We start from the raw sequence: 18,338 nt of genomic DNA on the forward strand, positions 1-18,338 counted from the left end.
AGATTTTGAGATAATTGATACGATGATTGAGTTGTGCAACAGGCACGTATGCTGACACCCGGGTGTCAGATATCTTATCTTTAAATAGAAGTAGTGGCTTTCTGTAACCAAGTTTTTTCTTCTTCGTTAAGATCTGGAGAGAGCTTTTCGTAAACAGTCTGATGATAATTATTCAGCCATTCGATTTCCTCCTTTGTCAACATCTCCTTGATGATCCCCTTTTTGCAGATAGGACATAAAGTGATAGTCTCAAATTTAAGATATTCTCCAAACATTCCCTCTCCATCTTTGCAGACTAACGTCAGATTTTCCGTACGTATCCCGTGACTGCCTGCCTTATAAACACCGGGTTCGTTGGATGTAACCATGCCGGGTTGAAGAATTACAGGGTTCTCATTCATACGAATGCTTTGTGGGCCTTCGTGTACACTCAAGAAATGCCCGACGCCGTGCCCTGTGCCATGGAGAAAGTTCATTCTGTGATTCCAGATAGGCATACGCGCCAGTACATCGAGTTGCGCGCCACGGGTTCCGGCTGGGAATTTGGCCATAGCCAATGCTATGTGTCCCTTTAATATTAAGGTATAATCCGTCTTTTCCTCTTCTGTCAGTTCGCCTAATGCGATGGTACGAGTGATGTCAGTGGTTCCGTCCAAATATTGTGCCCCTGAATCTAAGAGTAGGAATCCTTTAGGCTGAAGAGTTACATCGCTTTCCGGCGTTGCCGAATAATGCACGATTGCTCCGTGCTCTTTATATCCTGCAATGGTGTCGAAACTTTCTCCCATGTAGAGAGGCTGTGCTGCTCTGAATTCATGCAGCTTTTTATCTATACTTAATTCAGTTTCTTTTCCGGTGGAAACAGATTCTTCCAGCCACTTGAGAAATCTGACAAGTGCCACTCCATCCCGTTGCATGGCAGCATGGATGCCGGCTATTTCCTGTTCATTACGAATGGCTTTCAATAATGTGACGGGAGACTCGTCACGAATAATGGAACATTTCGGATTAATGGCCGAGTAAATCGCATAATTCGTTTTCCGTGGATCAATAAGAATATTTTCTCCGGGGAAAGAATTCAGGAATGCCTCTACCTCATCATATTTCTGTATTCCTATTTGTTGTTTCTTCAGATAAGCCTTGACCTCCGGCGTCACTTTTTCCGGTGAAATAAAGTAAGTTACCTCATCCTGTGTAATTAAAAGGTAGCTCACTATGACTGGATTGCAATGTACATCGTTTCCTCGTAGATTGAGAGTCCATGCTATTTCGTCCAGTGCAGATATGAATAAAGCATAGACGCCTTTCTTCTTCAACTCCGCACGGATGGCGGATATTTTTTCTTCGCAGCTTTTTCCTGCATATTTGATATCATAAATAAAGGCTGGAGAGTCAGGTATGGAGGGACGGTCTTTCCAGATGTTTTTTAATGGATCTCCAAATATATCTACCTGTAACTGATGTGCCGCTAGTTCTTCTTTCATTTGTTCTACCTGTTGCACGGAGAACATTTTCCCGTCGATGCTTACAGATTCTCCGGGTTTTAAGTGCTGGCAGAGAAACTCTGTTATGCTTGGAGTTTCCGGCAGCATTTCTTTGTAGAGTGTGATGCCGCTGCCTTCCAGTTCTTTCGCTGCCTGAAGGAAGTAACGTGAGTCGGTCCATAATCCCGCTTTGTCCTTCAGGATGACCGCTGTTCCTGCAGAACCTGTAAAACCGGAAATCCATTCGCGTGACATCCAGTGGGGAGCCACATACTCACTAAGATGAGGGTCGGTGCTGGGGATAATGAATGCTTTGATGTAGTTGGGATGGAATGTCATGCGCAGAGCATGTACTCGTTCTTTTATGTTCTGTTTCATACCTTATTATATTATTATAGACATGTAAGTGTTTCAAAGGTACTAACTTTCTGCATTTAATGACTTGTTTATGAATAGTTTTTGAGAAATATTTGCCGAAAGTTTTGTGAATAAAGAAAGTATGTGTAATTTTGCGGCGCAATTTGACTGCGGAATTTTTTTAATCATAACATATTAATAGTAACAAAATGATTGTAGTACCTGTAAAAGAAGGCGAAAACATTGAAAAAGCGCTGAAGAAGTTCAAAAGAAAATTTGAGAAAACTGGCATCGTAAAAGAATTGAGAAGCAGACAGCAGTTTGATAAACCGTCTGTAACTAAAAGACTTAAGAAAGAACGCGCAGTTTACGTACAACAACTTCAGCAAGTAGAAGATTAATAATTCGTAATTTCCTTTGAATTATTGAATTCTTTTCATACATTCGTTGCACGATTTTAGATGTAGCGATATTATGTTGATAGAATCTTTTCTTGATTATCTCCAGTATGAGCGGAACTATTCTGAAAAAACCGTTCTTGCGTACGGTGAAGATATAAAGCAACTGCAGGAGTTTGCTCAGGAAGAGTATGGAAAGTTTAATCCGTTAGAGGTCGAGGCGGAACTGATTCGTGAATGGATTGTTTCATTGATGGATAAAGGGTATACCTCAACTTCTGTAAATCGTAAGCTAAGTTCGCTCCGAACGTTTTACAAGTATCTCATAAGACAGGGAGAAACGACTATAGATCCTTTGCGTAAAATAAAAGGACCTAAAAACAAAAAGCCGTTGCCTGTGTTCTTAAAAGAGAACGAAATGAATCGGTTATTGGATGATACGGATTTTGGCGAAGGATTTAAAGGTTGTCGGGACCAGTTGGTGATTGAAGTGTTTTATGCTACTGGCATGAGACTTTCAGAATTAATAGGTTTGGATGATAGGGATGTGGATTTTTCGGCTTCTCTTCTGAAAGTGACCGGGAAAAGAAATAAGCAACGACTGATACCGTTTGGTGATGAACTGCGGGAGTTAATGCTTGAATATATTAATGTAAGAAACGAAACGATTCCGGAAAGGTCGGAGGCTTTCTTTATTAGAGAGAATGGCGAACGGCTTTATAAGAATCTGGTCTATAATTTAGTGAAACGGAACCTGTCAAAGGTGGCAACGCTGAAGAAAAGGAGTCCTCACGTGTTGAGGCATACTTTTGCTACCACAATGCTGAATAATGAAGCAGAGTTGGGCGCGGTAAAAGAACTTTTGGGTCACGAGAGCATTACGACTACCGAGATCTATACGCATGCCACATTTGAAGAACTTAAAAAAGTGTATAAACAAGCTCATCCAAGAGCTTAAAAAAAGGAGGTAAGTATGGATGTTAGAATTCAATCAATTCACTTTGATGCGTCAGAGCAATTGCAGGCATTTATTCAGAAGAAAGTGTCCAAGTTGGAAAAATATTACGAAGATATAAAGAAAGTAGAGGTGTCATTAAAGGTAGTAAAACCAGAAGTTGCTGAAAATAAAGAAGCAGGCATTAAAATATTAATCCCCAATGGAGAGTTTTATGCAAGCAAAGTATGCGATACATTTGAAGAGGCAATTGATTTAGATGTGGAAGCGCTCGTAAAACAGCTGGTTAAATACAAGGAAAAGCAACGTAGCAAATAAAAAAATCCCAAATATTTTGCGGGAAAGAAATAAATAACTAAATTTGCAGCCGTTTCGCTCGCGTTAGAACGTGACGGTTGCATTTTTTAGTAAGTTTGCCTCTTTAGCTCAGTTGGCCAGAGCACGTGATTTGTAATCTCGGGGTCGTTGGTTCGAATCCGACAAGAGGCTCAAAAAGAAACCGAAGAACAAAGATAGAACATCTGTCTTTATCATATTGTTTGAAAATAGTTCTTTTATTTCTTGATTTTGAAAAGGGCAAATACCAGAGTGGCCAAATGGGGCAGACTGTAAATCTGCTGGCTTACGCCTTCGGTGGTTCGAATCCATCTTTGCCCACAATCAGAGTGACAACTTTGGCAAGAATGCGGAAGTAGCTCAGTTGATAGAGCATTAGCCTTCCAAGCTGAGGGTCGCGGGTTTGAGCCCCGTCTTCCGCTCTCTTTTCTTGCTGTTATAGCTCAGTGGTAGAGCACTTCCTTGGTAAGGAAGAGGTCCCGGGTTCAAGTCCCGGTAACAGCTCATAAAGGATGTAAATGCTGATTATTAATCAAATAAATAACAAGTAAAGCTATGGCTAAAGAGAAATTTGAACGTACCAAACCGCATGTAAACATTGGTACAATCGGTCACGTAGACCACGGTAAGACAACGTTGACAGCTGCTATCACTACAGTGTTGGCAAAAAAAGGTCTTTCAGAATTGCGTTCTTTCGATTCTATCGACAACGCTCCTGAAGAAAAAGAAAGAGGTATTACTATCAATACTTCTCACGTTGAATATCAAACAGCTAACCGCCACTATGCACACGTAGACTGCCCGGGTCACGCCGACTACGTAAAGAACATGGTAACTGGTGCTGCTCAGATGGACGGTGCTATCATCGTTTGTGCTGCAACTGATGGTCCGATGCCTCAAACTCGCGAACACATTCTGTTGGCTCGTCAGGTAAACGTACCTCGTCTGGTTGTATTCTTGAACAAATGCGATATGGTAGACGACGAAGAAATGTTGGAACTCGTTGAAATGGAAATGAGAGAACTTCTTTCATTCTATGATTTCGACGGTGACAATACTCCTATCATCCGTGGTTCTGCTCTTGGCGCATTGAACGGTGTTGAAAAATGGGAAGATAAAGTTATGGAACTGATGGAAGCAGTTGATACTTGGATTCCACTTCCTCCGCGCGATGTTGATAAACCTTTCTTGATGCCGGTTGAAGACGTGTTCTCTATCACAGGTCGTGGTACTGTAGCAACAGGTCGTATCGAAACAGGTATCATCCACGTTGGTGATGAAATCGAAATCCTTGGTTTAGGTGAAGATAAGAAATCAGTTGTAACTGGTGTTGAAATGTTCCGTAAACTGTTGGATCAAGGTGAAGCTGGTGACAACGTAGGTCTTTTGCTTCGTGGTGTTGACAAGAACGAAATCAAACGTGGTATGGTTCTTTGTAAACCAGGTCAGATTAAACCGCACTCTAGATTCAAAGCTGAGGTTTATATCTTGAAGAAAGAAGAAGGTGGTCGTCACACTCCGTTCCACAACAAATACCGTCCTCAGTTCTACTTGCGTACTATGGACTGTACAGGTGAAATCACTTTGCCGGAAGGAACAGAAATGGTAATGCCGGGTGATAACGTAACTATTACAGTTGAGTTGATCTACCCAGTAGCATTGAACCCGGGTCTTCGTTTCGCTATCCGCGAAGGTGGACGTACGGTAGGTGCTGGTCAGATTACTGAAATTATCGACTAATACACAATAATTAATCAGTTCCCGGTTTTTCATCGGGAACTGATTATGTACACACGGGAGTAGCTCAGTTGGTAGAGCACCGGTCTCCAAAACCGGGTGTCGGGAGTTCGAGCCTCTCCTCCCGTGCTAATATTATTGAAATGAAAAAGGTAATAGCTTATATTAAAGAATCTTACGACGAACTTGTACATAAAGTATCGTGGCCTACGTATTCTGAACTTGCTAACAGTGCAGTAGTTGTTTTATATGCTTCCCTGCTTATTGCATTGGTAGTATGGGGTATGGATGTCTGTTTCCAGAACTTCATGGAAAAAATCGTTTATCCACATTAAAAAATTAGGAATTGAAAATGGCTGAGATTGAAAAGAAATGGTACGTTCTGCGTGCTATTAGTGGAAAAGAAGCTAAGGTAAAGGAATATCTTGAAGCTGATCTTAAGAACAGCGACCTTGGTGAATATGTATCTCAGGTATTGATTCCTACTGAAAAAGTTTACCAGGTTCGCAATGGCAAAAAAATTGTGAAGGAAAGAAGCTATCTTCCTGGTTACGTTTTGGTGGAGGCTGCTTTGGTTGGTGAGGTCGCTCATCACTTGCGCAACACTCCGAATGTGATAGGCTTTTTAGGTGGTTCCGAAAAACCGGTGCCTCTCAGACAATCAGAAGTGAATCGTATACTTGGTACAGTGGACGAACTGCAGGAAACGGGTGAAGAACTCAATATTCCGTACGTGGTGGGTGAAACTGTAAAAGTTACTTTTGGACCTTTTAGCGGATTCAGTGGCATCATTGAAGAAGTGAATAGCGAAAAAAAGAAACTAAAGGTCATGGTAAAGATATTCGGGCGCAAAACGCCGCTTGAATTGGGCTTTATGCAAGTGGAAAAGGAATAACACGGAATTGTTACGCTGTTGTTGTTCTTCGTTTAATGTTTATATATAAATCAATAAAAAAATGGCTAAAGAAGTTGCTGGACTAATCAAGTTACAGATTAAAGGAGGCGCTGCAAATCCATCACCTCCCGTTGGACCTGCTTTGGGTTCTAAGGGTATCAATATCATGGAATTTTGCAAGCAATTCAATGCCAGAACCCAAGACAAAGCAGGTAAAATTTTACCTGTTATCATTACTTACTACGCAGATAAGTCTTTCGATTTTGTAATCAAGACTCCTCCCGTTGCTATTCAATTACTTGAAGTAGCTAAGGTAAAGAGTGGTTCTGCTGAGCCTAACCGTAAGAAAGTTGCCGAGCTTACTTGGGAACAAGTTCGTACGATCGCTCAGGACAAAATGGTTGACTTGAACTGTTTTACTGTGGAAGCTGCCATGAGAATGGTTGCAGGTACAGCTAGAAGTATGGGTATCGCTGTAAAAGGGGAGTTCCCGGTTAATAACTAATAAACTTCAATTGTAATGGGTAAACTGACAAAAAATCAAAAGTTAGCTGCAGAAAAGATTGAAGCAGGGAAAGCATACTCACTGAAAGAAGCTGCATCTTTGGTAAAAGAAATCACTTTTTCCAAATTCGATGCTTCACTGGATATTGATGTACGTTTAGGGGTTGACCCGCGTAAAGCTAACCAGATGGTGAGAGGTGTTGTTTCACTTCCTCATGGTACTGGTAAAGAAGTGCGTGTGTTGGTACTTTGTACACCGGATGCTGAAGCTGCTGCAAAAGAAGCTGGTGCTGACTATGTTGGTCTTGACGAATATATTGAAAAGATCAAAGGTGGATGGACTGATATTGATGTAATCATCACTATGCCATCTATCATGGGTAAAATTGGTGCACTCGGTCGTGTACTCGGTCCTCGTGGATTGATGCCGAACCCTAAGAGTGGTACTGTAACTATGGATGTTGCTAAGGCTGTAAAAGAAGTAAAACAAGGTAAGATTGACTTTAAAGTTGATAAGAGCGGTATCGTTCACACTTCTATCGGTAAGGTATCATTCAGTCCTGATCAGATTCGCGACAACGCGAAAGAGTTCATCTCTACTCTGAACAAGCTGAAACCGACCGCAGCAAAGGGTACATATATTAAGAGTATTTATCTTTCTAGTACAATGAGTGCGGGTATTAAAATCGACCCGAAATCAGTGGATGAAATCTAATAAAACAGAGAAATAATGAGAAAGGAAGATAAAAGTACGATTATAGAGCAAATTGCTGCTACAGTAAAGGAATATGGTCACTTCTACTTGGTAGACGTTACAGCGATGAACGCTGCTGCTACCAGCGCATTGAGAAGAGATTGCTTTAAATCAGACATCAAATTGATGGTGGTTAAAAACACTCTGCTTCACAAAGCACTTGAAAGCCTGGAAGAAGACTTCTCACCTCTTTACGGTTCTTTGAAAGGTACTACTGCTGTTATGTTTACTAACACTGCAAACGTACCTGCTAAGTTAATCAAAGACAAAGCTAAAGATGGTATTCCCGGACTGAAAGCTGCATATGCAGAAGAAAGCTTCTATGTTGGTGCAGACCAATTGGATGCTCTCGTTGCAATCAAGAGTAAGAATGAAGTTATCGCCGATATCGTTGCACTGTTGCAATCTCCGGCCAAGAATGTTATTTCTGCTCTTCAATCAGGTGGTAACACCATTCACGGAGTTCTCAAGACTCTTGGTGAACGTACCGAAGCGTAAAAATGGAAAAAGGCGTCACAGCCTTGGGAATAACATCCCGAATAATTTTCAAAAATCAACAAGTATTTAAACATTAAAATCATACAAAAAATGGCAGATTTGAAAGCTTTTGCAGAACAATTAGTTAACTTGACAGTAAAAGAAGTTAATGAACTTGCAACTATCCTTAAAGAAGAATACGGTATTGAACCTGCTGCTGCAGCTGTAGCTGTTGCTGCTGGTCCTGCAGCTGGTGCTGCTGCTGTAGAAGAAAAAACTTCTTTCGACGTAGTATTGAAGAGCGCTGGTGCAGCTAAACTTCAGGTAGTTAAGGCCGTTAAGGAAGCTTGTGGTCTTGGTTTGAAAGAAGCTAAAGACTTGGTAGACGGTGCTCCTAGCACAGTAAAAGAAGGTTTGGCTAAAGACGAAGCAGAATCATTGAAGAAAACATTGGAAGAAGCTGGAGCTGAAGTTGAACTTAAATAACATTGGCCTGGTAATCAGGTAATTCGGTTAGGAATCCTTCACAAGAGGATTCTTAACCTTTTTGTGTATATATTTCAAATTAAGTTCTCCAAATTCATTGACAGATGTCTTCAAATACTGTAAATCAAAGAGTTAATTTTGCTTCGACTAAGAATCCGCTCGAATACCCGGATTTCCTGGAAGTACAATTGAAGTCATTCCAAGACTTTCTACAATTAGATACCCCACCTGAAAAGCGCAAGAATGAGGGATTGTATAAAGTATTTGCTGAAAACTTCCCTATTGCCGATACAAGAAACAATTTTGTTCTTGAGTTTCTGGACTATTATATTGATCCGCCGCGTTATACCATCGATGATTGTATAGAGCGTGGGCTTACTTATAGTGTTCCCTTAAAAGCGAAACTTAAGCTTTACTGTACGGACCCCGATCATGAGGATTTTGATACAGTGATTCAGGACGTATTCCTCGGCCCGATTCCTTATATGACTGATAAGGCTACTTTCGTCATTAACGGTGCCGAACGCGTAGTTGTGTCACAGCTTCACCGTTCTCCGGGTGTGTTCTTCGGTCAGAGTGTACATGCCAATGGTACGAAACTTTATTCGGCTCGTATTATTCCGTTTAAGGGTTCGTGGATTGAGTTTGCTACTGACATCAATAATGTGATGTACGCATACATCGACCGTAAGAAGAAATTGCCGGTAACGACTTTGTTGCGTGCAATTGGCTTCGAGAATGACAAAGATATTCTTGAGATTTTCAACCTTGCAGAAGATGTAAAGGTGAACAAGACAAATCTGAAGAAAGTGCTAGGTCGTAAATTGGCTGCACGTGTCTTGAAAACATGGATTGAAGATTTCGTTGATGAAGATACCGGTGAAGTGGTTTCTATTGAGCGTAACGAAGTTATTATCGATCGTGAAACCGTACTGGAAGAGGTGCATATTGATGAAATTTTGGAGTCGGGAGTTCAAAACATCCTTTTACATAAAGATGAACCGAACCAGTCCGATTTCTCTATTATATATAATACGCTGCAGAAGGACCCGAGTAACTCGGAAAAAGAAGCTGTGTTGTATATCTACCGTCAGTTGCGTAACGCCGATCCGGCTGATGACGCGAGTGCAAGGGAGGTTATCAACAACTTGTTCTTCTCTGAAAAACGATATGACCTTGGTGATGTAGGTCGTTACAGAATCAACAAAAAGTTGAATCTGACGACTGATATGGACGTGCGTGTCCTCACGAAGGAAGATATCATTGAAATCATCAAATATCTGATTGAGCTGATTAACTCAAAAGCAGATGTGGATGATATTGACCACTTGAGTAACCGTCGTGTACGTACAGTAGGTGAGCAGCTTTCTAATCAGTTTGCTGTTGGTCTGGCTCGTATGTCTCGTACGATTCGCGAACGTATGAACGTTCGTGACAATGAAGTGTTTACTCCGATTGATTTGATTAACGCGAAGACAATCTCTTCTGTAATCAACTCATTCTTCGGAACGAACGCATTGTCTCAGTTCATGGACCAGACAAACCCCTTGGCTGAAATCACGCACAAGCGTCGTATGTCTGCCCTTGGTCCTGGTGGTCTTTCCCGTGAACGTGCCGGATTTGAGGTTCGTGACGTTCACTACACACACTATGGTCGTCTTTGTCCGATTGAGACTCCTGAAGGTCCGAACATCGGTTTGATCTCTTCATTGTGTGTATTTGCTAAGATTAATGATCTGGGATTCATTGAAACTCCGTACCGTAAGGTGGAAAACGGAAAAGTGGATCTTTCTGATAACGGTCTGATTTATCTGACTGCTGAAGAAGAGGAAGAAAAGGTTATTGCACAGGGAAATGCTCCGTTGAATGATGACGGTACATTTGTGCGTAACAAAGTTAAATCTCGTCAGGATGCTGACTTCCCGGTTGTTGAACCGACAGAGGTTGATTTGATGGACGTTTCTCCTCAGCAGATTGCATCAATCGCGGCTTCATTGATTCCGTTCCTGGAACATGATGATGCTAACCGTGCATTGATGGGATCAAACATGATGCGCCAGGCGGTTCCTTTGTTGAGAAGTGAAGCGCCGATCGTAGGTACAGGTATCGAACGTCAGTTGGTAAGAGACTCTCGTACGCAGATTACTGCGGAAGGAGATGGTGTTGTTGACTACGTTGATGCTACTACTATCCGTATTTTGTATGACCGTACAGAAGACGAAGAATTCGTAAGTTTCGAACCTGCTTTGAAAGAATATAGAATACCTAAGTTCCGTAAGACTAACCAGAACATGACGATTGACTTGCGTCCGATTTGCGACAGAGGCCAACGTGTGAAGAAAGGTGACATCTTGACTGAAGGTTATTCTACTGAAAAGGGTGAATTGGCATTGGGTAAGAACCTGTTGGTTGCTTACATGCCTTGGAAAGGTTACAACTATGAGGATGCTATCGTATTGAACGAACGTGTGGTACGCGAAGACTTGTTGACTTCGGTTCACGTAGAGGAATATTCTCTGGAAGTTCGTGAAACAAAACGTGGTATGGAAGAGTTGACTTCTGATATCCCGAATGTAAGTGAAGAAGCTACTAAAGACCTGGATGAAAATGGTATCGTAAGAATCGGTGCTCGTATCGAGCCGGGTGATATCATGATTGGTAAGATTACACCGAAGGGTGAATCTGATCCTTCTCCGGAAGAAAAATTGCTTCGTGCCATCTTTGGTGATAAGGCAGGTGATGTGAAAGATGCTTCATTGAAAGCTTCTCCTTCTTTGAAAGGTGTTGTGATCGATAAGAAACTTTTCTCACGTGTGATTAAGAATCGTAGCTCAAAACTGGCCGATAAAGCATTGTTGCCTAAGATCGATGATGAATTTGAATCTAAGGTAGCTGATCTGAAACGTATCCTGGTTAAGAAACTGATGACTTTGACTGAAGGTAAGGTTTCTCAAGGTGTGAAGGATTATCTGGGTGCGGAAGTAATTGCGAAAGGTTCTAAGTTCAGTGCTTCTGATTTTGATTCACTTGACTTTACTTCTATTCAGTTAAGCAACTGGACCAGTGATGACCATATTAATGGTATGATTCGTGATCTGGTGATGAATTTCATTAAGAAATACAAAGAGCTGGATGCTGAATTGAAACGTAAGAAGTTTGCTATTACAATTGGTGATGAACTTCCAGCTGGTATTATCCAGATGGCAAAAGTATATATTGCTAAGAAGCGTAAGATTGGTGTGGGTGATAAGATGGCAGGTCGCCACGGTAACAAGGGTATTGTATCCCGCGTTGTTCGTCAGGAAGATATGCCGTTCTTGTCGGATGGTACTCCGGTTGACATCGTATTGAATCCGTTGGGTGTGCCTTCTCGTATGAACATTGGTCAGATTTTTGAAGCTGTATTAGGACGTGCCGGAAAAACATTGGGTGTGAAATTTGCAACTCCTATTTTCGATGGTGCTACAATGGAAGATCTGGATCAGTGGACAGACAAGGCAGGATTGCCTCGCTACTGTAAAACTTATCTTTGTGATGGTGGTACAGGTGAGCAATTTGACCAGGCAGCTACTGTGGGTGTGACTTACATGTTGAAGTTGGGCCACATGGTTGAAGACAAGATGCATGCTCGTTCTATCGGTCCGTACTCATTGATTACTCAGCAACCTCTTGGTGGTAAAGCACAGTTCGGTGGTCAGCGTTTTGGAGAAATGGAGGTTTGGGCACTCGAAGGTTTTGGTGCTGCTCATATCCTGCAGGAAATCCTTACTATCAAGTCTGACGACGTGGTAGGACGTTCGAAAGCTTATGAAGCAATTGTGAAAGGTGAACCGATGCCGCAACCTGGCATTCCGGAATCCTTGAACGTATTGTTACACGAGTTGAGAGGATTAGGTTTGAGTATCAACCTAGAATAATTAATAAATTGAGAATTGAGAATTGAAAATTGAGAATGGATTGTTTTTAGTTTTCAGTTTTCATTCTTTGGTTTCTTAATTTTTAATTTTTAATTTTCCATTTTCAATTAAATATAGAGTATGGCTTTTAGAAAAGAAAATAAGACGAAAAGTAATTTCTCGAAGATCTCAATTGGTCTGGCTTCTCCGGAAGAAATCCTTGAGAATTCGAGTGGTGAAGTTTTGAAGCCTGAAACCATTAATTACCGTACGTACAAACCCGAACGTGATGGTTTGTTCTGCGAGCGCATTTTTGGTCCTATCAAGGATTATGAATGTCATTGCGGTAAATACAAGCGTATCCGTTATAAAGGTATCGTCTGCGACCGTTGTGGTGTGGAAGTTACTGAAAAGAAAGTACGCCGTGAACGTATGGGACATATCCAGCTGGTTGTGCCGGTGGCTCACATCTGGTATTTCCGTTCGCTCCCTAATAAAATCGGTTATTTGCTCGGACTGCCGACTAAGAAACTGGATTCGATTATATACTACGAACGTTATGTTGTTATTCAGCCGGGTGTAAAAGCTGAAGACGGTGTAGCTGAATATGATTTGCTTTCGGAAGAAGAATATCTGGATATCCTGGATACGCTTCCAAAAGATAATCAATATCTTGAAGATAATGATCCGAACAAGTTTGTTGCAAAGATGGGTGCTGAAGCTATCTATGATTTGCTGGCTCGTCTGGATCTGGATGCTTTGTCTTACGAATTGCGTCACCGTGCAGGTAACGATGCTTCACAGCAACGTAAGAATGAGGCTTTGAAACGTCTTCAGGTAGTAGAATCGTTCCGTGCATCACGTGGACGCAACAAACCGGAATGGATGATTGTACGTATCGTACCGGTTATCCCGCCCGAACTTCGTCCGTTGGTTCCGTTGGATGGTGGCCGTTTTGCTACATCTGACTTGAACGATCTTTATCGTCGTGTGATTATCCGTAATAACCGTCTGAAACGACTGATTGAAATCAAGGCTCCGGAAGTGATCTTGCGTAATGAAAAACGTATGCTTCAGGAATCTGTCGATTCTTTGTTTGATAACTCACGTAAGTCAAGTGCTGTGAAGACAGACGCCAACCGCCCGTTGAAGTCATTGTCTGACAGCTTGAAAGGTAAACAAGGACGTTTCCGTCAGAACTTGCTGGGTAAACGTGTTGACTACTCTGCTCGTTCGGTAATCGTCGTAGGTCCGGAATTGAGAATGGGTGAATGCGGTATTCCTAAATTGATGGCTGCCGAATTGTACAAGCCGTTTATTATTCGTAAGCTCATCGAACGTGGTATCGTTAAGACTGTTAAGTCTGCCAAGAAGATTGTTGACCGCAAGGAACCGGTGATCTGGGATATTCTGGAACATGTAATGAAAGGACATCCGGTACTGTTGAACCGTGCTCCGACATTGCACCGTCTGGGTATTCAGGCTTTCCAGCCTAAGATGATCGAAGGTAAAGCTATTCAGTTGCACCCGTTGGCATGTACGGCATTCAATGCCGACTTTGACGGTGACCAGATGGCTGTTCACTTGCCTTTGAGTAATGAAGCAATTCTGGAAGCACAAATGTTGATGCTTCAATCACATAATATCTTGAATCCGGCAAACGGTGCGCCTATTACTGTGCCTGCACAGGATATGGTTCTTGGTTTGTATTATATTACTAAGTTGCGTGCTGGTGCGAAAGGGGAAGGTCTGACATTCTACGGACCGGAAGAGGCGTTGATCGCTTACAATGAAGGTAAGGTAGATATTCATGCTCCGGTGAAAGTTATCGTGAAAGACGTTGATGAAAATGGTAACATTGTAGACGTAATGCGCGAAACTTCGGTAGGACGTGTGATTGTTAATGAAATCGTTCCGCCTGAAGCTGGTTATATCAATACAATTATCTCTAAGAAATCTCTTCGTGATATTATTAGTGATGTAATTAAGGTATGTGGTGTGGCTAAGGCTGCCGACTTCCTGGACGGAATCAAGAACTTAGGTTATCAGATGGCGTTCAAGGGTGGTTTGTCATTCAACTTGGGTGATATTATCATTCCAAAGGAAAAAGAAACGTTGGTACAGAAAGGTTACGACGAAGTAGAACAAGTCGTAAACAACTATAACATGGGTTTCATTACCAACAATGAACGTTACAACCAGGTGATCGATATCTGGACACATGTAAACTCTGAGTTGTCTAATATCCTGATGAAGACAATTTCTTCGGATGATCAGGGATTCAACTCTGTATATATGATGCTTGACTCTGGTGCCCGTGGTTCTAAAGAACAGATTCGTCAGTTGTCAGGTATGCGTGGTTTGATGGCAAAACCGCAGAAAGCAGGTGCTGAAGGTGGTCAGATCATCGAGAACCCGATTTTGTCAAACTTTAAAGAAGGACTTTCGGTGTTGGAGTACTTTATCTCTACCCACGGTGCTCGTAAAGGTTTGGCGGATACCGCTTTGAAGACTGCCGATGCCGGTTATCTGACTCGTCGTCTGGTGGACGTATCACACGATGTGATTATTACAGAAGAAGACTGCGGTACACTTCGCGGATTGGTTTGTACAGACCTTAAGAATAACGATGAAGTTATTGCTACCCTGTACGAACGTATCTTAGGACGTGTTTCCGTACATGATATTATCCATCCTACAACAGGTGAATTGCTTGTTGCCGGTGGTGAAGAAATCACTGAAGAAGTTGGTAAGAAGATTCAGGATTCTCCGATTGAGAGTGTTGAAATCCGCTCGGTATTAACTTGTGAAGCGAAGAAAGGTGTTTGTGCTAAATGTTACGGACGTAACCTGGCAACAAGCCGTATGGTTCAGAGAGGTGAAGCTGTCGGTGTAATTGCAGCTCAGTCTATTGGTGAGCCGGGTACACAGTTGACATTGCGTACATTCCACGCCGGTGGTACTGCTGCGAATATTGCTGCTAATGCAAGTATCGTTGCTAAAAACAATGCACGTCTTGAATTTGAAGAGTTGCGTACGGTAGATATCGTTGACGAGATGGGTGAATCTGCTAAAGTGGTAGTAGGTCGTTTGGCTGAAGTGCGCTTTGTGGATGTGAACACAGGTATCGTTCTTTCTACTCATAACGTTCCTTATGGTTCAACACTGTATGTAGGTGACGGTGATTTGGTAGAGAAAGGCAAACTGATTGCTAAGTGGGACCCGTTCAACGCTGTAATTATCACAGAAGCAACTGGTAAGATCGAATTTGAGGGCGTAATTGAAAACGTTACTTATAAGGTTGAATCGGATGAAGCAACAGGTCTGCGTGAAATTATTATTATTGAATCCAAGGATAAAACCAAAGTTCCTACAGCTCATATCTTGACAGAGGACGGTGATTTGATCCGTACTTATAACTTACCGGTAGGTGGTCACGTAATCATCGAGAATGGTCAGAAGGTAAAAGCTGGTGAAGTAATCGTGAAGATTCCGCGTGCCGTTGGTAAAGCGGGTGATATCACGGGTGGTCTTCCTCGTGTTACTGAATTGTTTGAAGCTCGTAACCCGTCAAATCCGGCTGTCGTTTCTGAAATCGACGGTGAGGTAACAATGGGTAAGATCAAGCGTGGTAACCGTGAGATCATTGTAACTTCTAAGACTGGTGAGGTTAAGAAATATCTGGTTGCACTGTCTAAGCAGATTCTGGTACAGGAAAATGACTATGTACGTGCAGGTACTCCGTTGTCTGACGGTGCTACTACTCCAGCAGATATCTTGGCAATTAAAGGTCCTACAGCTGTACAAGAATATATTGTGAATGAAGTTCAGGATGTATACCGCTTGCAGGGTGTGAAGATCAATGATAAGCACTTCGAGATTATCGTTCGTCAGATGATGCGCAAGGTTCAGATTGATGAACCGGGAGATACTCGTTTCCTCGAACAGCAAGTCGTAGACAAGCTGGAATTCATGGAAGAAAATGATCGTATCTGGGGTAAGAAAGTCGTAGTGGATGCTGGTGATTCTCAAAATATGCAAGCTGGTCAGATTGTAACTGCCCGTAAGTTGCGTGATGAGAACAGTATGTTGAAACGTCGTGACTTGAAACCGGTTGAGGTTCGTGACGCTGTTGCTGCTACCTCTACTCAGATCCTTCAGGGTATCACACGTGCTGCTTTGCAGACTTCAAGCTTTATGTCGGCTGCTTCCTTCCAGGAAACAACGAAAGTCTTGAATGAGGCTGCTATCAACGGTAAGATCGATAAGTTGGAAGGTATGAAGGAAAATGTGATCTGTGGTCACTTGATTCCTGCAGGTACCGGTCAGCGCGAATTCGAAAAACTCATCGTTGGATCAAAAGAAGAGTATGACCGTATCTTGGCTAACAAGAAAACAGTACTTGACTACAATGAAGTAGAATAAATACAATTCAATTGACTATATGAGAAGGAGCGATTGCCAGATTGGGTAATTGCTCCTTTTTTTTATTTCTTTTTTACTTGTGTGTATTACCATTAGTCTCAGGAAAAATGTGTTATTTTGCAGGATAACTTTTTAATCATATAAAATATGGAAGAACAAAATAACAACGGACAATTACAGATTGAATTGAGAGAAGAGGTAGCGCAGGGAACTTATGCAAATCTAGCTATTATTACTCATTCTAGTTCTGAATTCATCCTTGACTTTGTGCGCGTAATGCCGGGTATACCGAAGGCTGGTGTGCAATCTCGCATTATTGTGGCTCCGGAACACGCAAAACGCCTGCTGCGGGCATTGGAAGACAATATAGCAAAGTATGAACGGGTATTCGGTCCGATTCGTACTTCAGATGAACCTTCTCTTCCTCCTTTGGCGGGTGTAAAAGGCGAAGCGTGAGGATGATATAAAAACATTAAAAAAGAAAAAAAAGTTGTAGCGCATTGAATATTCAAATATTATTCGTATTTTTGCAGCCCAAAATGTATAGTTACGAAATTAATATAACAATAATATAAATCAAAAAACAATTAAAATGCCTACAATTCAGCAATTAGTAAGAAAAGGACGCGAAGTGCTGGTGGAGAAAAGTAAATCTCCAGCCTTGGATTCATGTCCTCAAAGACGTGGCGTTTGCGTGAGAGTATATACTACTACTCCGAAGAAGCCGAACTCTGCAATGCGTAAAGTAGCTCGTGTACGTTTGACTAACCAAAAAGAGGTGAACTCATACATTCCGGGAGAAGGACACAACTTGCAGGAACACTCAATCGTTTTGGTACGTGGTGGTCGTGTAAAAGACCTTCCGGGTGTGCGTTATCACATCGTTCGTGGTACACTTGATACTGCAGGTGTTGCTGGCCGTACTCAAAGACGTTCTAAGTATGGTGCTAAGCGTCCGAAACCGGGACAAGCTGCTGCTCCTGCTAAAGGTAAGAAAAAATAAGGATTAAAATCTGATTAAAATTAAAGTAATAACTTACGTTTTAGTTTGTTGGAAATGCTAAAGGTTGAGTAAATTCTCCGGAGGGAGAATTGAAGAAGTCAAGAAGTAGACAACCAAGAACAAAAACATTATTTTTCAAACAAATGAGAAAAGCAAAACCAAAAAAACGCCTGATTCTTCCGGATCCCGTGTTTAATGACCAAAAGGTTTCCAAATTTGTGAATCACTTGATGTATGATGGAAAGAAAAATACATCTTATGAAATCTTTTATGCCGCTCTGGAAACTGTGAAAGCAAAACTTCCTAATGAAGAAAAATCTGCTCTCGAAATCTGGAAAAAGGCTTTGGATAATGTGACTCCGCAAGTGGAAGTAAAGTCTCGCCGTGTAGGTGGTGCTACCTTCCAAGTTCCTACTGAAATCCGTCCGGATCGTAAAGAATCGATTTCAATGAAGAATCTGATCTTGTTTGCTCGTAAAAGAGGCGGTAAATCAATGGCTGACAAGTTGGCTGCTGAAATTATGGATGCCTTCAATGAACAAGGCGGTGCATACAAACGTAAAGAAGATATGCATAGAATGGCAGAAGCTAACCGTGCATTTGCTCATTTTAGATTCTAATACTGTAAGAA

The 18,338-nt window shown here is 41.8% G+C and carries 16 protein-coding genes and 5 tRNA genes; 20 read left to right on the forward strand and 1 reads right to left on the reverse strand.

The annotated features are described in order from the left end of the window. Positions 1–80: 80 nt before the first annotated feature. Positions 81–1,862 carry an aminopeptidase P family protein gene (locus DXB58_RS21760; protein WP_122138250.1) on the reverse strand — a complete coding sequence of 594 codons (1,782 nt, stop codon included), beginning with the start codon at positions 1,860–1,862 and terminating at the stop codon, positions 81–83. Between the two features lie 188 nt (positions 1,863–2,050). Here DXB58_RS21760 and rpsU point away from each other — a divergent pair, with 188 nt between their 5' ends. The 20 genes from rpsU to rpsG all read left to right on the forward strand — a co-directional run bounded on the left by rpsU (position 2,051) and on the right by rpsG (position 18,327). Beyond that, positions 2,051–2,242, forward strand: coding sequence for a 30S ribosomal protein S21 (gene rpsU, locus DXB58_RS21770; protein WP_002558090.1), 192 nt, complete (start codon positions 2,051–2,053; stop codon positions 2,240–2,242). A 73-nt stretch (positions 2,243–2,315) separates the two neighbouring features. Next, positions 2,316–3,197, forward strand: coding sequence for a tyrosine recombinase XerC (gene xerC / locus DXB58_RS21775; protein WP_122138251.1), 882 nt, complete (start codon positions 2,316–2,318; stop codon positions 3,195–3,197). 15 nt (positions 3,198–3,212) lie between these two features. Continuing rightward, on the forward strand, positions 3,213–3,512 hold the full coding sequence (gene hpf, locus DXB58_RS21780) for a ribosome hibernation-promoting factor, HPF/YfiA family (RefSeq protein WP_004296365.1): 300 nt from the start codon (positions 3,213–3,215) through the stop codon (positions 3,510–3,512). Between the two features lie 97 nt (positions 3,513–3,609). Then, positions 3,610–3,683 (forward strand) — tRNA-Thr (locus DXB58_RS21785). 85 nt (positions 3,684–3,768) lie between these two features. Beyond that, positions 3,769–3,851: transfer RNA gene (locus tag DXB58_RS21790), tRNA-Tyr, on the forward strand. A 28-nt stretch (positions 3,852–3,879) separates the two neighbouring features. After that, positions 3,880–3,952 (forward strand) — tRNA-Gly (locus tag DXB58_RS21795). Between the two features lie 10 nt (positions 3,953–3,962). Beyond that, positions 3,963–4,034, forward strand: a tRNA-Thr gene (locus DXB58_RS21800). A 51-nt stretch (positions 4,035–4,085) separates the two neighbouring features. Beyond that, complete coding sequence (tuf, locus tag DXB58_RS21805) at positions 4,086–5,270, forward strand: elongation factor Tu (protein WP_122138252.1); 1,185 nt, start codon at positions 4,086–4,088, stop codon at positions 5,268–5,270. Between the two features lie 53 nt (positions 5,271–5,323). Continuing rightward, positions 5,324–5,396 (forward strand) — tRNA-Trp (locus DXB58_RS21810). Positions 5,397–5,410: 14 nt separating this feature from the next. Further along, complete coding sequence (secE, locus tag DXB58_RS21815; RefSeq protein ID WP_004296363.1) at positions 5,411–5,602, forward strand: preprotein translocase subunit SecE; 192 nt, start codon at positions 5,411–5,413, stop codon at positions 5,600–5,602. A 17-nt stretch (positions 5,603–5,619) separates the two neighbouring features. Further along, a complete protein-coding gene (gene nusG, locus DXB58_RS21820; protein WP_004296362.1) occupies positions 5,620–6,162 on the forward strand; it encodes a transcription termination/antitermination protein NusG in 543 nt (180 codons plus the stop codon). A 61-nt stretch (positions 6,163–6,223) separates the two neighbouring features. Beyond that, positions 6,224–6,667 (forward strand): 50S ribosomal protein L11, encoded by a 444-nt coding sequence (gene rplK, locus DXB58_RS21825; protein WP_004296361.1) that lies wholly within the window; start codon positions 6,224–6,226, stop codon positions 6,665–6,667. Positions 6,668–6,682: 15 nt separating this feature from the next. Next, positions 6,683–7,381 (forward strand): 50S ribosomal protein L1, encoded by a 699-nt coding sequence (rplA, locus tag DXB58_RS21830; protein ID WP_004296360.1) that lies wholly within the window; start codon positions 6,683–6,685, stop codon positions 7,379–7,381. Between the two features lie 15 nt (positions 7,382–7,396). Continuing rightward, a complete protein-coding gene (gene rplJ / locus DXB58_RS21835) occupies positions 7,397–7,918 on the forward strand; it encodes a 50S ribosomal protein L10 (RefSeq protein WP_122138253.1) in 522 nt (173 codons plus the stop codon). A gap of 90 nt (positions 7,919–8,008) precedes the next feature. Next, entirely contained in the window at positions 8,009–8,383 is a 375-nt protein-coding gene (rplL, locus tag DXB58_RS21840) for a 50S ribosomal protein L7/L12 (protein ID WP_072529622.1), read from the forward strand. Positions 8,384–8,487: 104 nt separating this feature from the next. After that, positions 8,488–12,300 (forward strand): DNA-directed RNA polymerase subunit beta, encoded by a 3,813-nt coding sequence (rpoB, locus tag DXB58_RS21845; RefSeq protein WP_004307544.1) that lies wholly within the window; start codon positions 8,488–8,490, stop codon positions 12,298–12,300. Positions 12,301–12,420: 120 nt separating this feature from the next. Beyond that, positions 12,421–16,704 carry a DNA-directed RNA polymerase subunit beta' gene (rpoC, locus tag DXB58_RS21850; RefSeq protein ID WP_122138254.1) on the forward strand — a complete coding sequence of 1,428 codons (4,284 nt, stop codon included), beginning with the start codon at positions 12,421–12,423 and terminating at the stop codon, positions 16,702–16,704. A 147-nt stretch (positions 16,705–16,851) separates the two neighbouring features. Further along, complete coding sequence (locus DXB58_RS21855) at positions 16,852–17,160, forward strand: DUF3467 domain-containing protein (RefSeq protein WP_122138255.1); 309 nt, start codon at positions 16,852–16,854, stop codon at positions 17,158–17,160. Positions 17,161–17,296: 136 nt separating this feature from the next. Beyond that, on the forward strand, positions 17,297–17,707 hold the full coding sequence (rpsL, locus tag DXB58_RS21860) for a 30S ribosomal protein S12 (protein WP_002558078.1): 411 nt from the start codon (positions 17,297–17,299) through the stop codon (positions 17,705–17,707). Positions 17,708–17,850: 143 nt separating this feature from the next. Then, a complete protein-coding gene (rpsG, locus tag DXB58_RS21865; RefSeq protein WP_004296352.1) occupies positions 17,851–18,327 on the forward strand; it encodes a 30S ribosomal protein S7 in 477 nt (158 codons plus the stop codon). Positions 18,328–18,338 lie beyond the last annotated feature (11 nt).

Origin of the sequence: Bacteroides sp. OM05-10AA (assembly GCF_003439055.1) — a bacterium.
GTDB classification, from domain to species: Bacteria; Bacteroidota; Bacteroidia; order Bacteroidales; family Bacteroidaceae; genus Bacteroides; species Bacteroides intestinigallinarum.

What these genes read in the sequence shown, in the direction of transcription:
- DXB58_RS21760 (WP_122138250.1), bottom strand. Translation starts at nt 1,862, where the DNA reads ATGAAACAGAACATAAAAGAACGAGTACATGCTCTGCGCATGACATTC.
- rpsU (WP_002558090.1), top strand. Translation starts at nt 2,051, where the DNA reads ATGATTGTAGTACCTGTAAAAGAAGGCGAAAACATTGAAAAAGCGCTG.
- xerC (WP_122138251.1), top strand. Translation starts at nt 2,316, where the DNA reads ATGTTGATAGAATCTTTTCTTGATTATCTCCAGTATGAGCGGAACTAT.
- hpf (WP_004296365.1), top strand. Translation starts at nt 3,213, where the DNA reads ATGGATGTTAGAATTCAATCAATTCACTTTGATGCGTCAGAGCAATTG.
- tuf (WP_122138252.1), top strand. Translation starts at nt 4,086, where the DNA reads ATGGCTAAAGAGAAATTTGAACGTACCAAACCGCATGTAAACATTGGT.
- secE (WP_004296363.1), top strand. Translation starts at nt 5,411, where the DNA reads ATGAAAAAGGTAATAGCTTATATTAAAGAATCTTACGACGAACTTGTA.
- nusG (WP_004296362.1), top strand. Translation starts at nt 5,620, where the DNA reads ATGGCTGAGATTGAAAAGAAATGGTACGTTCTGCGTGCTATTAGTGGA.
- rplK (WP_004296361.1), top strand. Translation starts at nt 6,224, where the DNA reads ATGGCTAAAGAAGTTGCTGGACTAATCAAGTTACAGATTAAAGGAGGC.
- rplA (WP_004296360.1), top strand. Translation starts at nt 6,683, where the DNA reads ATGGGTAAACTGACAAAAAATCAAAAGTTAGCTGCAGAAAAGATTGAA.
- rplJ (WP_122138253.1), top strand. Translation starts at nt 7,397, where the DNA reads ATGAGAAAGGAAGATAAAAGTACGATTATAGAGCAAATTGCTGCTACA.
- rplL (WP_072529622.1), top strand. Translation starts at nt 8,009, where the DNA reads ATGGCAGATTTGAAAGCTTTTGCAGAACAATTAGTTAACTTGACAGTA.
- rpoB (WP_004307544.1), top strand. Translation starts at nt 8,488, where the DNA reads ATGTCTTCAAATACTGTAAATCAAAGAGTTAATTTTGCTTCGACTAAG.
- rpoC (WP_122138254.1), top strand. Translation starts at nt 12,421, where the DNA reads ATGGCTTTTAGAAAAGAAAATAAGACGAAAAGTAATTTCTCGAAGATC.
- DXB58_RS21855 (WP_122138255.1), top strand. Translation starts at nt 16,852, where the DNA reads ATGGAAGAACAAAATAACAACGGACAATTACAGATTGAATTGAGAGAA.
- rpsL (WP_002558078.1), top strand. Translation starts at nt 17,297, where the DNA reads ATGCCTACAATTCAGCAATTAGTAAGAAAAGGACGCGAAGTGCTGGTG.
- rpsG (WP_004296352.1), top strand. Translation starts at nt 17,851, where the DNA reads ATGAGAAAAGCAAAACCAAAAAAACGCCTGATTCTTCCGGATCCCGTG.